12 protein-coding genes and 1 pseudogene are annotated in these 17,865 nt (G+C 57.2%); all 13 read left to right on the forward strand.

Translation table 11 applies throughout. From position 1 onward, the window contains the following. The first annotated feature begins 128 nt into the window (after positions 1–128). The 13 genes and pseudogenes from RB620_RS28370 (at position 129) to RB620_RS28430 (ending at position 17,659) form a co-directional block, all read left to right on the forward strand. Positions 129–1,337: an ABC transporter ATP-binding protein gene (locus RB620_RS28370; protein ID WP_308100303.1), complete on the forward strand. Its 1,209-nt coding sequence runs from the start codon at positions 129–131 to the stop codon at positions 1,335–1,337. Beyond that, positions 1,327–2,145, forward strand: coding sequence for an ABC transporter permease (locus RB620_RS28375; RefSeq protein WP_308100305.1), 819 nt, complete (start codon positions 1,327–1,329; stop codon positions 2,143–2,145). Before RB620_RS28370 ends, RB620_RS28375 begins: the two co-directional genes overlap by 11 nt. After that, on the forward strand, positions 2,132–2,938 hold the full coding sequence (locus RB620_RS28380; protein WP_308100307.1) for an ABC transporter permease: 807 nt from the start codon (positions 2,132–2,134) through the stop codon (positions 2,936–2,938). The genes RB620_RS28375 and RB620_RS28380 overlap by 14 nt, the downstream gene beginning before the upstream one ends. Beyond that, positions 2,935–4,008 (forward strand): ABC transporter substrate-binding protein, encoded by a 1,074-nt coding sequence (locus tag RB620_RS28385; RefSeq protein ID WP_308100309.1) that lies wholly within the window; start codon positions 2,935–2,937, stop codon positions 4,006–4,008. The genes RB620_RS28380 and RB620_RS28385 overlap by 4 nt, the downstream gene beginning before the upstream one ends. 143 nt (positions 4,009–4,151) lie before the next feature. After that, on the forward strand, positions 4,152–4,778 hold the full coding sequence (locus RB620_RS28390; RefSeq protein ID WP_308100311.1) for a YhbD family protein: 627 nt from the start codon (positions 4,152–4,154) through the stop codon (positions 4,776–4,778). A 25-nt stretch (positions 4,779–4,803) separates the two neighbouring features. Next, positions 4,804–5,514 (forward strand): FapA family protein, encoded by a 711-nt coding sequence (locus RB620_RS28395; protein ID WP_308100313.1) that lies wholly within the window; start codon positions 4,804–4,806, stop codon positions 5,512–5,514. Continuing rightward, entirely contained in the window at positions 5,507–6,175 is a 669-nt protein-coding gene (locus tag RB620_RS28400) for a hypothetical protein (RefSeq protein ID WP_308100315.1), read from the forward strand. Before RB620_RS28395 ends, RB620_RS28400 begins: the two co-directional genes overlap by 8 nt. A 64-nt stretch (positions 6,176–6,239) precedes the next feature. After that, the gene (locus RB620_RS28405) at positions 6,240–7,775 is read left to right on the forward strand and encodes an MDR family MFS transporter (RefSeq protein WP_308100316.1); all 1,536 of its coding nucleotides are present in this window, start codon (positions 6,240–6,242) and stop codon (positions 7,773–7,775) included. An 823-nt stretch (positions 7,776–8,598) separates the two neighbouring features. Beyond that, positions 8,599–9,264, forward strand: coding sequence for an HAD family hydrolase (locus RB620_RS28410; RefSeq protein WP_308100318.1), 666 nt, complete (start codon positions 8,599–8,601; stop codon positions 9,262–9,264). Positions 9,265–9,572: 308 nt separating this feature from the next. Next, positions 9,573–10,630 (forward strand): annotated as a pseudogene (locus RB620_RS28415) (mannitol-1-phosphate 5-dehydrogenase). A gap of 154 nt (positions 10,631–10,784) precedes the next feature. After that, a complete protein-coding gene (gene nirB / locus RB620_RS28420) occupies positions 10,785–12,986 on the forward strand; it encodes a nitrite reductase large subunit NirB (protein WP_308100320.1) in 2,202 nt (733 codons plus the stop codon). Continuing rightward, a complete protein-coding gene (gene nasC, locus RB620_RS28425) occupies positions 12,979–15,096 on the forward strand; it encodes an assimilatory nitrate reductase catalytic subunit NasC (RefSeq protein ID WP_308100321.1) in 2,118 nt (705 codons plus the stop codon). The genes nirB and nasC overlap by 8 nt, the downstream gene beginning before the upstream one ends. A 391-nt stretch (positions 15,097–15,487) precedes the next feature. Further along, positions 15,488–17,659, forward strand: a complete 2,172-nt coding sequence (locus tag RB620_RS28430) for a bifunctional 2',3'-cyclic-nucleotide 2'-phosphodiesterase/3'-nucleotidase (protein ID WP_308100327.1) — start codon at positions 15,488–15,490, stop codon at positions 17,657–17,659. Positions 17,660–17,865 lie beyond the last annotated feature (206 nt).

Genomic DNA, 17,865 nt, shown 5'->3' on the forward strand with positions numbered 1-17,865 from the left:
AGCTGTGTTCGGGCCCGAAGGAAGTTTTTTCTTGCCCTTTTGCGGGGATGCTGTATAATCACTATGGTTTTATCAATTTTGGATTAATAATGATCATTCGTATCCATGGAAAATAAGGAGGGTGAAGGATGGCAAGCCAGCCGATTATCCGGTTCGAGTCGGTAACCAAACAATATAGCGCAAACGATCCTGCGGTACTGAAGGAAGTCAGCTTCGAGATCGAGCGGGGCAAGTTTTATACGCTGCTGGGGCCGTCCGGCTGCGGCAAAACGACGATTCTCCGCCTCATCGCGGGATTCACGGAGCCGACTAGCGGCAACATCACGTTCGATGGCCGAATCATTAACCGCGTGCCCGCCAATGAACGTCAAGTGAACACGGTGTTCCAGGACTATGCGTTGTTCCCGCATCTGAACGTGTTCGAGAATGTCGCCTTCGGCCTCCGCGTCAAGCGCATGAAAGGGGGCGCCATCGCGGCCAAGGTGACGGAAGCGCTGAAGTTCGTGGGCCTGAGCGGCTACGAGAACCGCGAGATCAACGAAATGTCCGGCGGCCAGCGGCAGCGCGTCGCGATCGCACGGGCGATCGTGAACGAGCCGCAGATTCTGCTGCTGGACGAGCCGCTTTCCGCGCTGGACTTGAAGCTCCGCACGGAGATGCAGTACGAGCTTCGCGAGCTGCAGCGCAGGCTGGGCATCACGTTTATATTTGTCACGCACGACCAGGAGGAAGCGCTGGCAATGTCGGACGAGATCTTCGTATTAAGCGAAGGAACGATCCAGCAATCGGGCACGCCAACGGACATCTACGACGAGCCGATCAACCGGTTCGTGGCGGACTTCATCGGCGAGTCTAACATCGTAAAAGGGCGCATGCTGCGCGACTTCGAGGTGGAATTCGCGGGGCGCGAGTTCGAGTGCGTCGACCAAGGATTAAACGAAGGAGAGACGGTCGACATCGTCATCCGTCCCGAGGACCTCGAAATAACGACGCCGGAGAACGGCAAACTTCAAGTGCGGGTCGACACGCAGCTATTCCGCGGCGTGCATTACGAGATCAGCTGCTACGACGACGCTGGCAACGAATGGCTCGTCCACTCCACGCGAAAGGCGACGGTAGGCGAGCGGATCGGCCTCGATTTTGATCCGGAGGCGATCCACGTCATGCGGCTTGGCGAGACGGAGGAGGAGTTCGACCGGCGGCTGGAGTCGTACGAGGAAGAGGACGGCGAAGCAGTCGAGCCGTTCGGCGGACAAGCCGGACAAGCCGGACAAGCCGGACAAGCCGGACGCGGCGGTGCGCCCGGACAAGGCGGTGCGGACGAACATGGAAGCTAAAGCCCGCAATCTGTACCTCGTTCCGTATTTGCTCTGGATCGTGCTGTTCGTGGCAGCACCCATCCTACTGATCGTGTACTATTCCTTCTTCAACGTGGAGGGCGAGTTTACGTTCGGCAACTACGAGAAGTTTTTTACGCCCGTCTATTTGAAAATGACGCTCAGCTCCTTTTGGTACGCCTTCCTGATCACGTTTTTCTCGCTCGTGGTCGCGTATCCGACGGCCTACCTGCTGACGCGCACGAAACATAAAGGGCTCTGGCTGCTGCTCATCATCCTGCCCAGCTGGATCAACCTGCTGCTCAAAGCGTACGCGTTCATCGGTTTGTTCGGTACATACGGCTTCGTGAACGCCGTGCTGGAGCTGACCGGCATCGGGACGAAACAGCTGTTGTTCACCGACTTCAGCTTCGTGTTCGTGTCGGTGTACATCTTTATCCCGTTCATGGTGCTGCCCATCTTCAACGCGCTGGAGAAAATGAACCCGACCCTCGTCTACGCCGCGCGCGACCTCGGCGCTTCGGCTTGGATGACGTTCCGCCGGGTCATCTTCCCGCTTACGCTGGACGGCGTCAAAGCCGGCTGCATGGCCGTATTCATTCCCGCGCTGTCGCTGTTTATGATTACGCGCCTGATTGCGGGTAACCGGGTCATCACGCTTGGGACGGCGATCGAGCAGCATTTTCTCGTGACGCAGGATTGGGGCATGGGAGCGACGATCGCGGTATTCCTCATTATCGCCATGGCGCTTCTGATGCTGCTGACCGGGAACCGAAAGCGAGGGCTGATCGACATTGCCAAAAAGTAACTTCAAGCCGTCGAACCTGTACCTGATCGCCGTGTTCGCGATTCTGTACGCGCCGATCTTCTATTTGATGTTCTATTCGTTCAACAGCGGCGGATCGATGCGCGAGTTCGAAGGGTTTACGTGGGAGTTTTACGGTGAAGTGTTCCAGGATACCCGGCTGCTCATCATCGTGCTGAACACATTCGTCATCGCGCTGCTGTCTTCGGCGATCTCGACGATCATCGGCGTGTTCGGCGCCATCGCGATCCATTATATCCGAAGCAATCGCCCCAAAGGGACGCTGCTGACGCTGAACAACGTGCTGATCGTCAGTCCGGACGTCATCATCGGCGCGAGTTTTCTGATCCTGTTCACGATCGCGGGCATTCAGCTCGGCTTTGTATCGGTGCTGCTGTCGCATATCGCGTTCAGCATTCCGATCGTGGTCATCATGGTGCTGCCGAAGCTGCAGGAGATGAGCGCTTCGCTGCTTGACGCGGCGCGCGACCTCGGCGCAAGCTCCTGGCAGGTGCTGACGAAGGTCATCCTGCCGTATATCAAGCCGGGCATCTTCGCGGGATTTTTTATGGCGTTAACGTATTCCCTCGACGACTTCGCGGTCACTTTCTTCGTGACGGGCAACGGCTTCTCGACGCTGTCGGTGGAGATTTACTCGCGGGCGCGCCAAGGCGTGTCGCTTTCCATCAACGCGTTGTCCACGCTGATCTTCCTGTTCACCGTGCTGCTCGTCATCGGCTACTACTTCATTAACCGGCGCGCGAACCGCCCGGCAGGCAAGGAGGGACGCGCATGAACGGGTTGGTTCGCATGTTCCTGCTCGTGTTCGTTGCCGCCTTCGGCTTGATGTACGCGGTGTCGTACTTGAATTCCAGCGAAGGGTATTCCGGCGGCAATACGCTCACGATTTACAATTGGGGCGATTATATCGACCCCGAGCTGATCGAGCGGTTCGAGGAGGAGACGGGCATCAAGGTCATCTACCAGACGTTCGATTCGAACGAGGCGATGATGACAAAGATCAAACAGGGCGGCACGACGTTCGACGTGGCGATGCCGTCCGAATACGCCATTAGCAAAATGAAAGAAGAAAACCTGCTCCTGAAGCTCGATCATTCGAAGCTGCCGAATTTGAAACACATCGATCCGAGCTTCATGGATCTGTCCTTCGATCCGGGCAACGCCTATTCCGTTCCTTATTTTTGGGGGACGGTCGGCATTATTTATAATCCCGCGATGGTCGGAGACCTCACTTTCGAGAGCTGGGACGATCTGTGGAACGAGAGCTTGCGCAACAATGTGTTCTTGCTCGACGGGGCCCGCGAGGTGATGGGCATGGGGCTGAACAGCCTCGGCTATTCGCTCAACGATACGGACGAAAGCCATCTGCAAGAGGCGCTCGCCAAGCTGTCGAGTCTGACTCCGAACGTAAAGGCGATCGTCGGCGACGAGATCAAGATGCTGATCGCGAACGAAGAAGCCGCCGCCGGGCTCGTATGGTCCGGAGACGCCTCGGAGATCATGGACGAGAACGATGCCCTTGACTACGTCGTGCCGCAAGAGGGCTCCAACCTTTGGTTCGACAATATGGTCATTCCGAAGACGGCGAGCAATCTCGATGGGGCGCACCGGTTTATCGACTTTATGCTGGATCCGGAAGTGTCGGCGCAAAATACCGAATACGTCGGCTATTCGACGCCGAACAAGGAGGCGCTGGCGCTTCTCCCCGAGGAGATCTCCGGCGACAAGCGGTTCTACCCGGACCAGGAACTGACGGACCGGCTGGAAGTGTACGACAACCTCGGACCGCGCATGTTGTCTCATTACAATGAATTGTTCCTGGAGTTTAAAATGCACCGGAAATAGTCGTTCCCGTTCGTTGCCCGCGCGCGGCATTCTAACTCCATGACATGACAGTATAGAAAAAAATCCATCCTTTAGGGGATGGATTTTTGCTTTACTACGTAACAATGTTATGTTACGATGGTTCGTGAGCAGGAGGTGCTGAGATGGAGAGGGATCTCATATCGAAGAAGGAGCTTCTGGATGCGACGGGTATTTCGTACGGGCAACTGTACCGTTGGAAGAGGAAGGGACTCATTCCGGAGGAATGGTTTATTCGCAAGTCCGCTTTCACCGGACAAGAGACCTTTTTTCCGCGGGATCTCATACTGTCGCGAATCGACAAAGTGCTGAATTTGAAGGACGACTTGTCGCTCGACGAGTTAGCGGGCAAGCTTGCAATCGGCCCTGTAGATGTGGAATTGCGGCAAAAGGACATGATTTATCGAAACATTGTTACGAACATTGTGTCACAACGTTATATGGAGAGTGACGGCGAGGATACGCTGTACGCCTTTGACCGGATGCTCATGTTGTTTACGGTCGACGCGCTGCTTCGGACGGGCGAGATGAGCATGGAAGAGGGCGATACGCTCTTGGCCATGCTGGAAGAACAACTCCCCAAGTTCAAAGGAGAGGCTTGCGATCTCGTCTTTATCCGAAGAATGGGCATGGCTTCCTTCGCACTTGTGTCTTCGTCCGCGGTTCTGCATTTCGATCAGGGCGTCAAGGTCGTCAAGCGGCTTGGCATGAACGAAACGATGGAGCAACTGAAGGGAAAGCTGGAAGGATAAGCTGCATAGAAGAGGAGGGAGCGGCATGGAAGAGAAGGGCGCGGAACGCAAAGGGGATTTGCCCAATCTGACGATGAGCGGCTGGAGCAGGGCGAACGGCGGCGAATACGGGAACGTGCAGATCGACGGCGTCGCCAAGGTAGCGGGTAATCTCAGCGCGGCTTACGGGATTCGGGCGCAAGGCGTGGTGAATGTCGGCGGGAACGTCTACGCTCCCGAATTGCGGTGCGAAGGCAAGGTGACGGTCGACGGCGGCATGATCTCTAGGACCGTTTATCTGGATGGAATGCTCAAGGTAAGCGGGAGGATCGAGGCCGACAGTCTGAAGCTGGATGGTTTTCTGACGGCTGGAAGCGACATCGAAGCCGAGACGTTCATCGGCCGCGGCGTCGTGAAGACGGACGGGTTGCTTAACGCCGGGACGGTCGAGCTTGGCCTCGCGCATAAGACGAGCAAAGTTCGCGAGATCGGCGGCGAGACGGTCATCGTTAGAAGGCTGGGCGGCAGCAGGTGGAGCTGGCTTTGGAGCTGGGCGCTGCCGAGCAGCGAATCCAGGCTGGATGCCGAGTTGATCGAAGGCGACATCGTTCGCCTCGAGTATACGCATGCTGCCGTCGTGCGCGGCGGACAGATCGTCATCGGCAAAGGCTGCAAAATCGGAAAAGCGGAGTACAAGATGCGGCTCACGGTTCATCCCGAAGGGGTCGTCGACAAGGAGGAGAAAATCGGTGAGTGACCCATTAAACGATTTGAGGCTCGTCGGTACTTCCGAAATTGGCGGCGGACGTTTCCGAGGTCTACGCATTACGGGCGACGCGAAGCTGATGGGGCATATATACTGCAAGAGCTTTGCGCTTACCGGCACGGCGACGGTTCAGGGCGACCTTGAAGCGGGCAAGCTGAAGTTCACGGGCGAAGTGAAAGTGGAGGGCTCGCTGAAGGGCGGCATTTTCGGAGGCATGGGAGAGCTCCGTACGGAGACGGGGTTCCGGGGCAACGAGGTTCGCATGTCCGGATTGCTGCATTCCGGGGGCCAGATCGAGGCGGAGAAGCTGGATATCCGCGGAGTGATCGAGGCGGACGGCGTCGTTAACGCCGAAAACACGACAATCCGACTGTACGGGCCGTCCCAAGCGAAGGAGATCGTGGGCGGCACGATCACCGTGAGAAGAAGCAGAGGGCTTAGGCTCAAAGAATTGCTGCAGCCTTCCGCGAACACGGGGCTTACGGCCGGCTTGATCGAAGGGGACGAGGTATACATCGAATTCACGCGCGCGGATCTGGTGAGAGGCAACCGGGTCAAAGTAGGTTCGGGCTGCGAGATCGGAAGGATCGAATACCGCGACAGCTTGGATGTGCACGCGAAGTCGAAGACGGGAACCGCGGTAAAGTTATAATCGGTTCATGTCGATGGATACACTAAGAGGTAGAATAACTTGAATAAGGAAAGGTTGCGTTAAAGTGGCTGCAACGGCTAAAAACAAAAATATAGGCATCGTCATCGCCGGCTTGCTGCTCGGCATTTTGATGGCTTCGATGGACAACACGATCGTCGCCACGGCGATGGGCAACATCGTCGGCGAGCTTGGCGGGCTGGACAAATTCGTTTGGGTAACGTCGGCGTACATGGTCGCCGAGATGGCGGGCATGCCGATCTTCGGCAAGCTGTCCGACATGTACGGGCGCAAAAAGTTTTTCGTATTCGGCATTATTATTTTTATGATCGGCTCCGCGCTCTGCGGAACTGCTACATCTATTGAGGAATTGGCTCTCTACCGCGCCTTGCAGGGCATTGGCGCCGGAGCTATGGTACCAACGTCGTTCACGATCATGTTCGACGCCGTGCCACTGGAATCCCGGGGCAAGCTCGGCGGATTGTTCGGCGCCGTATTCGGCATGTCGAGCATCTTCGGCCCTCTGCTCGGGGCGTACATTACGGATCATATCGCCTGGGAGTGGGTATTCTACATCAACCTGCCGCTCGGATTGATTTCCGTCTGCATGATCGCGTTCTTCTACAAGGAGTCGCTGGAGCATTCCAAGCAGCCGATCGACTGGATCGGAGCCGTCACGCTGATCGGCTCTGTCGTCGCATTGATGTTCGCGCTTGAGCTGGGCGGCAAGACGTACGCATGGGATTCCTTCGAAATCATCGGCATGTTCGCGGCCTGCGCCGTGCTCCTGGCCATCTTCTTGTTCGTCGAGACGAAAGCGAAGGAACCGATCATTTCGTATTCGTTGTTCAAGAACCGCCTCTACTCGACGAGCATTCTCGTTTCGTTCTTCAGCGGAGCTGCTTTCATCGTGGCTTCGGTGTATATCCCGATCTTCATCCAGGGCGTCCTGGGCGGAACGGCGACGAATTCCGGCCTCGTGCTGCTGCCGATGATGCTCGGCTCGGTCGTGACGGCGACGATGGGCGGTGCGCTTATGACGAAAATGCCTTACCGCAACGTCATGGTCGCGACGCTTATCCTGCTGGTCATCGGTTCGGTGCTCGTCACGACGCTGTCGCCGGAATCGAGCAGGCTGCAGGTTACGCTGTACATGGTCCTGCTCGGCCTTGGCATCGGCGCATCCTTCTCTGTGCTAAGCAACGCGGCGATTCACGGCGTCTCCATCCGCCAGCGCGGAACGGCGAGCTCCACGCTTAACTTTATCCGCTCCTTAGGGATGACGGTGGGCATTACCGTATTCGGCATTATGCAGAGCAATGATTTCACGAACAAATTATCCGATGCTTTCGGCGGCGGCGCGTCCGGCGCCCCAAGCTTCGGCGATCCCCGCGAGCTGCTGGCACCGGAGAAACGCGCAGAAATGCCGGCAGATGTACTAGACAAAATCGTGGACGCCTTATCCTCCTCGATCACGTTTACGTTCGCCCTTGCGATCGTGCCGGCCGCGCTCGCGCTACTCGTTTCCTTCTTCATGGGAAGAAGCAAGCTGGATCCGACGGCCGAAGCGGATGGCGATTACGCCCATGCTGGCGGCCACTAACGCCTTAATCTAGAAGATGTTGATCGTTTCCGACTCCGCCTCGTCCGCGGGTCAGCCTTTCGAGGCGGCCCGCGGACGGGACGTTTTTTTGTAAATATAAGAAAGTATTAGTTTTCTCTATACTGTGCTTCTATTTTTCGGAATGAAACGCGCTGCGCCGCCAATGGAAGGCGACAGCCGTTTCACCTTGGTCCGGCCAAGAAACGGGCGTATTGGCGGAACGATTGAGACGAGCGCAATGGCGGACAGGTGGAGATATGAGTAATGGTGGGACGGTTGCGAAGAGCGTTAGGGCGGTGCGCGGGGAAGGCGGGCTTCGAGCTGGTACGGTGGATATGAGCGTTCCGGAATTCTGTATGGAATTTCGTATAGAATAGACGAGAAAAACGCTAAATGAGGAAATGTATTCGATTTTTCGTACACATTTGTCTATTTCGCCGAATTGGAGAGAATTCAATACGAAAATCCGTACAGAATCCTGCACATGATGAAAGTTCAAGTAAAACCTATTCATGAATCAAAAAGCAACGAGTATTGTTCCAGAAAACGGCGGCCGGTATTAAGAAGCATTGCCCTAGCCCGAAGAGATCCACTAACCCACAAAAAACGCATTTTCAGAAAAAAAAATTTCTGAAAAATGAAAACGGATTCGAGAATCGGCGTCCGGCCAGCGGGAGCAAGGGGTTTTGCGAATTTCCAAAGACTGGTGGACTAGCCTTCCCAAGCACGATGGGCGGGCTTTCCGCCTTGACGGGTCCTTTTTGTACGTGTTACGGTTTTGTTAACATAACTAACGCGAGCTACATGGAAAGGGGAAAAACAAATGATTAAGGCGATTATTTTCGACTTTGACGGCACGATAATCGATACGGAGACGGCTTGGTATTACGCGTTCAGGGATGCATACCTGGAGCATGGCGTCGAGCTTGGCGTGGAGCAATATTCGCAGTGCCTCGGCACCAGCTTGCAGCTGTTCAACCCTTACGAATATTTGATGACGGAGCTTGGGCTGCCGATCGATAAAGAGGTGTTCAAGGCGCGAATTCGCGCGGATCACACGGCGAGGATGGATCTCGAGGAGGTGCGTGACGGCGTTCGGGACTACTTGCGCCAGGCCAAGGAAGCAGGACTGCGGATCGGCCTTGCGACAAGTTCTGATCGGGCTTGGATCGACAAGTACATGGATCGGCTAGGCATCCGGGATTATTTCGAAGTCATTCGCTGCGCGGACGATGTTAGCAAGGTGAAGCCTGATCCGGAGCTGTACCTCAGCGCGCTGGAAGCGCTGGGCGTCCGGGCGGACGAAGCGGTTGCAATCGAGGATTCGCCGAACGGCGCGCGGGCGGCGGTCGCCGCGGGGATGCACTGCGTTATCGTGCCTAACACGCTGACCAAGCTGCTGTCGTTCGATCCGTCGGACCGCTGTTACCGCATGGAGTCGCTTTCGGACTTCGAGTTCGGCCGGCTGACAGCAGGCGCGTTCGTGTAAGCCGAATCCGGATGTGATCGGCTGCAGGCTGGCTAGTCGTTTGTTGACTCAGAAGCCGCCGCCGGTTAAACGCGCATGCGTTTGCCGCGATACGCAGCCGGCCGGCTTCGGCTGGCCGGCTGCCGCATCGCGGCAAGGTTGAGCGCGCATGCGTCCGACTGCCCGTGCAGCACAAAGCAAGGCGCGGCTACGGCGATCAGTTCGTACTGAGAGGCTCTCGGTGCGAGGCAGCTGCATTTTCACTAAAGTCAGAAAATTCTAACTATTTAAAGAGAAAGAGAGTGGATCAAACAGGAGGAGGAGTGGCCATGAAGGCGGTACATTTTGGCGCGGGTAATATCGGAAGAGGATTTATCGGGTTATTGCTGTCGCAATCCGGTTTCGAGGTCACATTCGTGGCGAGGAACGAGAAGCAGGTGCAGATGATTCGGCAGAAAGGGAAGTATCAAGTGATGCTCGCGAACGAAGCGGAGGATACGAGGCTGGTGCAGAACGTCACGGCCATTCATACAAAGAACAGGCAGGCGGTGGCGGGAAGGCGCTTTACGTCATTGCCTGCGAGAACGCGATCGACGGCAGCTCGCAGCTGAAGCGGTGCGTGCTCGGTTATTTGCCCGAGAAACATCGCGCGGGCTTCGGGGAGTATGTCGCATTTCCTAACACCGCGGTTGACCGCATCGTACCCGTGCAGGATCACGACGATCCTCTGAAGGTAACGGTTGAGCCTTATTTTGAATGGGTGATCGACCGTTCCGCTATGATTGCGGGCTTTCCGGATATTAAGGGCGTTAAGTACGTCGATGCGCTGGAGCCTTATATCGAGAGGAAACTGTTTACGGTGAATACAGGGCATTGCGTGGCCGCGTACCATGGCTATTTGGCAGGGTACGAAACGATTCAGGAGGCCATGCGTGACGAAGAGCTTCGGGACCAGGTCGTTCATGTCATGAATGAAACGGGCAGCTTGCTTACAGCCAAGTACGAATGGGACGAGGACAAACATACCCAGTATATCGAAAAGATCGTCACAAGGTTCGCCAACCCCAGATTGAAGGATGAAGTTACCCGCGTTGGCCGCTCTCCGCTCCGCAAACTTTCATTGAACGACCGCCTGGTTCGGCCGGCGCTGCAAGCGCACAAGCTGGGCCTCGCCATTCCGCATTTGACCTCGGCGATTGCCGCCGCTCTTCTGTTCGATTACGAAAAAGACCCCGAGGCGGTAACGCTTCAGACGGCTTTGCGCATGAAAGGGATCGACGAGGTCATCACCCAATTCATGGGCATTCCGCACAGGCATGCCATCCACCAAACGATTGCCCACAAGTATCGGGAAATGAAACAGCGTTACGATCCGATAATTGTGTGACAATTTCTCACGTGCATATTGTCATTTCTCCGCTAATCCATTAAAGTTATAATATATGTGTCACGTTATTTAACATTATAGATGGGATAGTGTGGTATCGAGATATATATAACATCTGTTGTTACTATATCTACGATGTGGGGAGTGTTCATCCATGAAGAGCAGACTCGTTCTAATTGGGAACGGTATGGCGGGCGTCCGATGCGTCGAGGAGATCATAGCGCTGTCGCCGGACCGTTTCGAGATTACGATCATAGGCAGCGAACCGTATACCAACTATAACCGAATCTTGTTATCCAAGGTTCTCCAAGGCAACACTTCGATTGACGATATTACCATCAATACGCAGCAATGGTACGACGAGCGCGGCATTACGCTGCATAAAGGCGAGGAAGCGGTGGCGATCAATACCGCCCTCCGGAAGGTGAAGACGTCCGCGGGCAGGGAAGTGAGCTACGACAAGCTGATTCTCGCCACGGGATCGAACCCGTTCATGCTGCCGCTGCCGGGCGCGGACAAACCGGGCGTGCTGGCGTTCCGCGATATTAAGGATTGCAACGCGCTGATGGAGGCGTCCAAAACGCACAAGCGAGCCGTCGTTATCGGGGGCGGATTGCTCGGTCTGGAAGCGGCGCGCGGTTTGCTGAACCTCGGGATGGACGTATCGGTCGTCCACATCCACGGCTATATCATGGAGCGCCAGCTGGATCGCACGGCTTCGGAAATGCTTCGCAAGGAGCTCGAGGGCCAAGGCATGCGATTCCTGCTGGAGAAACAATCCGAGCGTATCCTGGGCAGGAAGCGCGTGGAGGGGCTCCAATTCAGGGACGGCTCCCGGATCGAGACGGACCTGATCGTCTTCGCGGTCGGCATTCGGCCGAATATAAAGCTTGCCGCGGCAAGCGGCATCGAGATTAACCGCGCCATCGTCGTCAATGATTATATGGAAACGAACATCCCCGGCGTCTACGCGGTCGGGGAATGCGCGGAGCACCGGGGCATCGCCTACGGCCTCGTCGCCCCGCTGTACGAGCAAGGCAAAGTGCTCGCGAAGGCGATCTGCGGCCAGGAGACGGAAGGTTATGCCGGCTCCACGTTGTACTCCCAGCTGAAGGTATCCGGCGTCGACGTCTTCTCCGCGGGCGAGATCATGGAAACGGAGGAGACCGCGTCCCTCATGCGGTATGACGGGCTCCGCCGCACCTATAGCAAAATCACGGTCAAAGGCAACCGCATCGCGGGAGCGGTGCTGTTCGGCGATACGGCGGAAGGTACCAAGCTGCTTCGCCACATACAGGCGGGCGCCGACGTTTCGGTGCTGGAGCAAGACGCCGGCGGCGGATCCGCTTCTGGGGACGAATATGCGGCGGCCATGCCTAATGCGGAGACGGTCTGTTCCTGCAACGGCGTGACGAAAGGCGCGATCGTGTCGGCCGTCTGCGAGCAAGGTTTGCAGACGCTGCCGGAGGTGCGAGACTGCACGAGGGCTTCGAGCTCTTGCGGCGGCTGCAAGCCGATGGTGGAAGCGATCCTGGCCTATGCGCTCGCGAACGGAGCGGGCGAAGGCGAACGGAGTCAACCGATATGCGGCTGTACCGACATGGATCATGAAGAGCTGAAGTCCGCGATCCATGCAAAGGCGGGTAATCCGGCAGGCTTATCGCGAGCGGATTCGATACCCTCGGTATTGGCAAGCCTGGGCTGGAGCAAGCCGGAGGGCTGCGGCACTTGCGTGCCCGCTTTCCGATATTACGCATCATTGGCGGAATCGAGCTACGGCGCATCGCGGAAAGCGGCTTGGTTGTCCGGCCGCGAGCCGGGCGATGGCACTGCGTTTGTAGCGGCCAGCCCCGGCCTGCTGCTGGAGCGGTCCGCGCTGCGCGACTCGGCCGGGCTCGGCGAGGCGTTCGAGCGGGAGCTCGAGGGAATCGCTTTTCCCGCCAATATATCGGTCGCCGTGTCGGCAAGTCCGCTTCATCTCGCGGGGACGCTCGCCAAGGATCTCGGCCTGGCGGGCGCGCCCGGCGGCTGGGAGCTTTACATCGGCGGAAGCGACGGGCGCCGCACGGCCGGAACGGGTGGCGGATCGGGCGTCCGGCAAGGGGAGCTGCTGCTCTCCCAGCTTCAGGACGAGGAAGCGCTCGAGACCGGTCTCGCGCTGCTTCAGTGGTACCGGATGTCCGCGACTTACGGACAGTCCGTCGGCGACTGGCTCGCCGACACGGGGCTCGTCCAAATCCGGGAACGGCTGCTCCATTTGGCAAGCCGCCAGCTTCTGCTCGCGGAGCTTCGCGCGGGAGCGGCATTCGATTTTGCGGAAGACATTACGCCAGCGGGGGTGACCGGCGATGAATAATATATTGGATCAAGATCGGGCGAGCGGCTCGCCGTTCGTCATGAACACGCAATGCCCGTTCTGCAGCGTACAGTGCAAGATGCAGGTAATCGAAGAGAAAGACGACGCCGGAGCGGCTGCTTATTCGATTCGTGCCTTGCCGAACGCGGCTTCGGAAGGCCGGCTGTGCGTGAAGGGCATGAACGCTTACCAGCACGCGCTTACGGGCGAACGGCTTCTGCATCCGATGGCGAGGAAAGGCGACCGGATGGTGCAGATCTCTTGGGAAGAGGCGTACACGCTGATCGGTGAGCGGTTCAGAAGCTCGCAGCAGCTGCATGGCCGCGACAGCATCGGCGTATACGGCGGCGGCTCGCTGACGAACGAATCGGCGTATTTGCTCGGCAAGTTCGCCCGCGTGGCGCTGCAGTCCAAGTATATCGACTACAACGGGCGCTTCTGCATGTCGGCGGCGGCTTCCGCCGGCAACAAGGCGTTCGGCATCGACCGCGGCCTGACGAACGCGCTAGCGGATATTCCGCTCGCGAAGTGCATCATTCTGGCCGGCACGAATATCGCCGAATGCCAGCCGACGCTTATGCCGTATTTTACGAGGGCGAAGGAGAACGGCTCCTATCTGATCGTCATCGATCCGCGCGAGACGGCGACGGCTCAGCTTGCGGACCTTCATCTGAAGGTCAAGCCGGGCATGGATGCGGCACTGACGAACGGCATGCTGAAGGCGGTGCTGGAAGCCGGGCTGACGGACGAGGCGTTCCTCGCGAAGCGGACGAGAGGCTTTGATGACGTGAAACGCCATATCGAATCGCTCGACATGGCCGACATCGCGGAGATGACGGGCGTGAGCGAAGAGGAGATCCGGGCGGCGGGCAAAGCGTTCGGGGAAGCGGCGACCGGCATGGTGTTCACGGCGAGAGGCGTGGAGCAGCAGACCGACGGCTACATGTCCGTGCGCAATTTGCTGAATCTGACCCTGGCGACGGGCAAAATCGGCCGTCCCGGCTGCGGGTACGGAGCGGTGACCGGCCAGGCGAACGGTCAGGGCGGACGGGAGCACGGCCAGAAGGCCGACCAGCTTCCCGGCTATCGGATGATCGACAATCCGGAGCATCGCGCTTATGTAGCAGGCGTATGGGGCATCGAGCCGGAGGAGCTTCCGGGCAAAGGCGTCTCTGCTTATGAAATGATGGAGAAGGTGCATGCCGGCGAGATCAAGACGTTGTTCGTCATGGGCTCGAACCCGGTCGTCTCCAATCCGAACGCCAACTTCGTCGAGGAAGGGCTTCGGAAGCTGGATTTTCTCGTCGTGGCGGATATGTTCGTCTCGGAGACGGGCCGAATGGCGGATCTGCTGCTCCCTGTTACGGCTTATTTGGAAAACGAAGGCACGATGACGAATCTGGAAGGGCGCGTGCTGCTGCGCGAGGCCATGCGGCCGAGCCCAGGCGAGGCGCGCCATGATTGGCGGGTGTTGTGCGAGATCGCGGAGGAGCTGGGCCGAGGCCGTTGGTTCGACTATGGCAAGGCGGAAGATATTTTCGAGGAGCTGCGACTGGCGAGCAAAGGCGGGATAGCGGACTACTACGGCATTACGTACGATAGGCTGAGGCGGGAGGAAGGCATCTACTGGCCTTGCCCTTCCGTGGACCATCCGGGCGCCAAGCGGCTGTTCGAGGAACGATTCGCGCATGCGGACGGCAAAGCCGAGCTTATTCCGGTGGAGAACCACTTCCCGAAGGAAATGACGGACGGAGAGTATCCGCTGTTCTTGACGACGGGAAGGGTGCTGACGCATTATTTGACCGGCGTGCAGACCCGCCGGAGCCCGTCGCTCGCTTCACGGGACGTGGAATCGTTCGTCGAGCTGCATCCCGCGACCGCCCGCAAGCTGCGGATCGGCGACGGCGAGCTCGTGACGGTCGCTTCCCGCAGGGGCAGCATCGTCCTCCGCAGCCGCTATTCGGCGAAGATTCGCCAAGACACCGTCTTCGTCCCGATGCATTGGGGCGATACGCAGAGCGTCAACAAGCTGACGCACGAAGCGCTCGACCCAACCTGCCGCATGCCGGGCTTCAAGGTATGCGCGGTGCGCGTGGAGGCACTGTACTAACGCGGCATGCGCGGCGGCGAACTGCAGCACGATCAGGCAACAGCGGCTTCATTCGCGCAAGCTGCGCTATCCGAAAACGATCCTTTTGATAAATTCAAACCATTTGTTCCTCTTGCGGATTTGCGACCCGATGAGAACAAATGGTTTTTTGTTTTTTAGCGGATTGGAAGAGATTCACAAAATCATTACGTGACGATACTGAGAAAATCGCCTAAACTCAAGAAATAATGTCATTATTTCCAGATTCATGACGCATCCAAGATAAGTCACATCGTTTTAAAGCGAGCGATATTAAAGGAGGATGTAACATTGGTGAAGGGTAAACAGGCCGTTTGGAAGGACATTATCGATTGCGGTCGCGGCGGGTATCGTATCGTTGCCGTTCTCCGCTATGGCAGCGACGGAAGGCGGGGCCAAGGTACAGCTTCGGATTATGGAAACGACAGATTTGCATGTGAACATGGTGAATTACGATTATTTTGCGGACAAGCCTACCGACGAGTACGGCTTCGCCAAGACGGCGACGCTGATCAAGCAGGCGCGCCAAGAAGCGGCCAACAGCCTGTTATTCGACAACGGCGATCTGATTCAGGGTAACCCGCTCGGCGACTACGTTGCGACGGTCGATCCGCTTCAGCCGGGGGAGACGCATCCGGTTTACAAGGCGATGAACCTGCTTGACTACGACGCTGGCAACATCGGCAACCACGAGTTCAACTACGGTCTTGATTTCTTGAATCATTCGCTTGCGGGCGCCGATTTCCCATACGTGAACGCGAACGTCTACGTTGAGGACGGCGACGGGAACGAGTCGAACGACAAGAACCTGTTCACGCCTTACCTGATCCTCGACAAAGAAGTGAAGGACGAAGCGGGCAAGGCGCATCAACTGAAGGTTGGCGTCATCGGTTTCGTGCCGCCGCAGATCATGTTGTGGGACAAGGCGAAGCTCGAGGGCAAGGTCGTTGCGAAGGATATCGTGAGAACGGCCGAGAAATTCGTTCCCGAGATGAAGGAGAAAGGCGCGGACATCATTATCGCGATTCCGCATTCCGGCTTCGTGGACATACCGCAAGCGGACAACCTCGAAAACTCGGTCCTGTATTTGAGCAAGGTGAAGGATATTAACGCGATTCTGTTCGGCCATGCGCATAAAACGTTCCCGGACGCATCGTTCGAGGGCAAGCCGGGGGTTGACCTGGTCAAGGGAACGATCAACGGCGTGCCGGCGGTCGAGCCCGGTTATTGGGGCAACCAACTCGGCGTGATCGACTTGACGCTGGAGCAGGCGGACGGCGAATGGGCCGTGGTCGACTCGGCGGTCTCGGTGAAGCAGATCTACGACAAGGCGAACAAAAAGCCGCTCGTCGAAGCCGACCAAGACGTGCTGGACGCCGTGGCGGAGGATCACAAGCATACGCTTGACTACGTGCGCGGTCCGGTAGGCAAGACGACGGCTCCGATCAACAGCTGGTTCGCACTAGTACAGGATGACCCATCCATTCAAATCGTCACCAACGCGCAGAAGTGGTACGTCGAGCAGCATTTGAAAGGGACCGATTACGAGGGCATTCCGGTGCTGTCGGCCGGCGCTCCGTTCAAGGCGGGAGGCAGGCAAGGCCCGAGCTACTACACCGACATTCCGGCCGGCGATATCGCCATCAAGAACGTCGCGGACTTGTATCTGTACTCCAATACGGTTAACGCGGTGCTTATTAACGGCGCGGAGCTGAAGGAATGGCTGGAATGGTCGGCGGGACAGTTCAACCGGATCGATCCGGCCAAAAAGGAGAAGCAGGCTTTAATCAATTACGATTTCCCGACGTACAACTTCGACGTCATCGACGGCGTAACGTATCAAATCGACGTATCGAAGCCGGCCAAATACGATGCCGCCGGAGCGATCGCCAATGCGGGATCCAGCCGTATCGTAAACCTGAAGTTCGAAGGCAAGCCAATCGATCCGGCCCAAAAATTTGTCGTTGCGTCGAATAACTACCGCGCGACCTCCAGCAAGCTTGCGAATCCGGACGGCAAGCGCATCATTCTGGCGTCGCCGGATGAGAACCGCCAGGTCGTCATCGACTATATTCGTTCGTTCAAAACGATCAATCCGACGGCCGACGGCAACTGGTCGCTCGCGCCGCTGAACGACAAGGTCAACGTGACGTTCCAAACGTCGCCGGCCGCCAAAAATTCGGATGAGTCGCTTCAAATGTTGTCCTATATCGGGAACACGGCGGACGGTTATGCCGAGTTTAAGCTGAACTTGGCCGCGCCGACCGCGGTAAAGCCGAAGCCCGAGCCGAAGCCCGAACCGAAGCCCGAGCCGAAGCCAGAGCCAAAACCCGAGCCAAAGCCGGAGCCGAAGCCCGAGCCAAACCCCGAGCCAAAGCCCGAACCGGCCGCGGACATCGTCTACACGGTGAAAAAAGGCGACACGCTCTGGCACATCGCGAAGCGCTACGGCACGACATGGCAGAAGCTGGCCGAATACAACAAGCTCAAAAATCCGGATCTGATTTTCATCGGTCAAAAAATCCGCATCCCGGTTGGAAAATAGCTCTAAGCCCAAAAACGCTCCCTGCTTGAATGAGGTGCACCCCTTAGAATAGACATTGGAAAAACCCCTGGTTATTCCGATGAATTCTGAGGTGCACCCCTTAGAATAGACATTGGAAAAACCCCTGGTTATTCCGATGAATTCTAGGGGGTGTATTTTTTATGGCGAATAAAGGACAGAAGTTTAAGTCATATACAGAGGAAGAC

It is taken from the genome of Paenibacillus sp. LHD-117, from assembly GCF_030929555.1.
In the GTDB taxonomy this organism is placed as follows: domain Bacteria; phylum Bacillota; class Bacilli; order Paenibacillales; family Paenibacillaceae; genus Pristimantibacillus.

What these genes read in the sequence shown, in the direction of transcription:
- RB620_RS28410 (WP_308100318.1), top strand. Translation starts at nt 8,599, where the DNA reads ATGATTAAGGCGATTATTTTCGACTTTGACGGCACGATAATCGATACG.
- nirB (WP_308100320.1), top strand. Translation starts at nt 10,785, where the DNA reads ATGAAGAGCAGACTCGTTCTAATTGGGAACGGTATGGCGGGCGTCCGA.
- RB620_RS28385 (WP_308100309.1), top strand. Translation starts at nt 2,935, where the DNA reads ATGAACGGGTTGGTTCGCATGTTCCTGCTCGTGTTCGTTGCCGCCTTC.
- RB620_RS28395 (WP_308100313.1), top strand. Translation starts at nt 4,804, where the DNA reads ATGGAAGAGAAGGGCGCGGAACGCAAAGGGGATTTGCCCAATCTGACG.
- nasC (WP_308100321.1), top strand. Translation starts at nt 12,979, where the DNA reads ATGAATAATATATTGGATCAAGATCGGGCGAGCGGCTCGCCGTTCGTC.
- RB620_RS28390 (WP_308100311.1), top strand. Translation starts at nt 4,152, where the DNA reads ATGGAGAGGGATCTCATATCGAAGAAGGAGCTTCTGGATGCGACGGGT.
- RB620_RS28430 (WP_308100327.1), top strand. Translation starts at nt 15,488, where the DNA reads ATGGCAGCGACGGAAGGCGGGGCCAAGGTACAGCTTCGGATTATGGAA.
- RB620_RS28370 (WP_308100303.1), top strand. Translation starts at nt 129, where the DNA reads ATGGCAAGCCAGCCGATTATCCGGTTCGAGTCGGTAACCAAACAATAT.
- RB620_RS28375 (WP_308100305.1), top strand. Translation starts at nt 1,327, where the DNA reads ATGGAAGCTAAAGCCCGCAATCTGTACCTCGTTCCGTATTTGCTCTGG.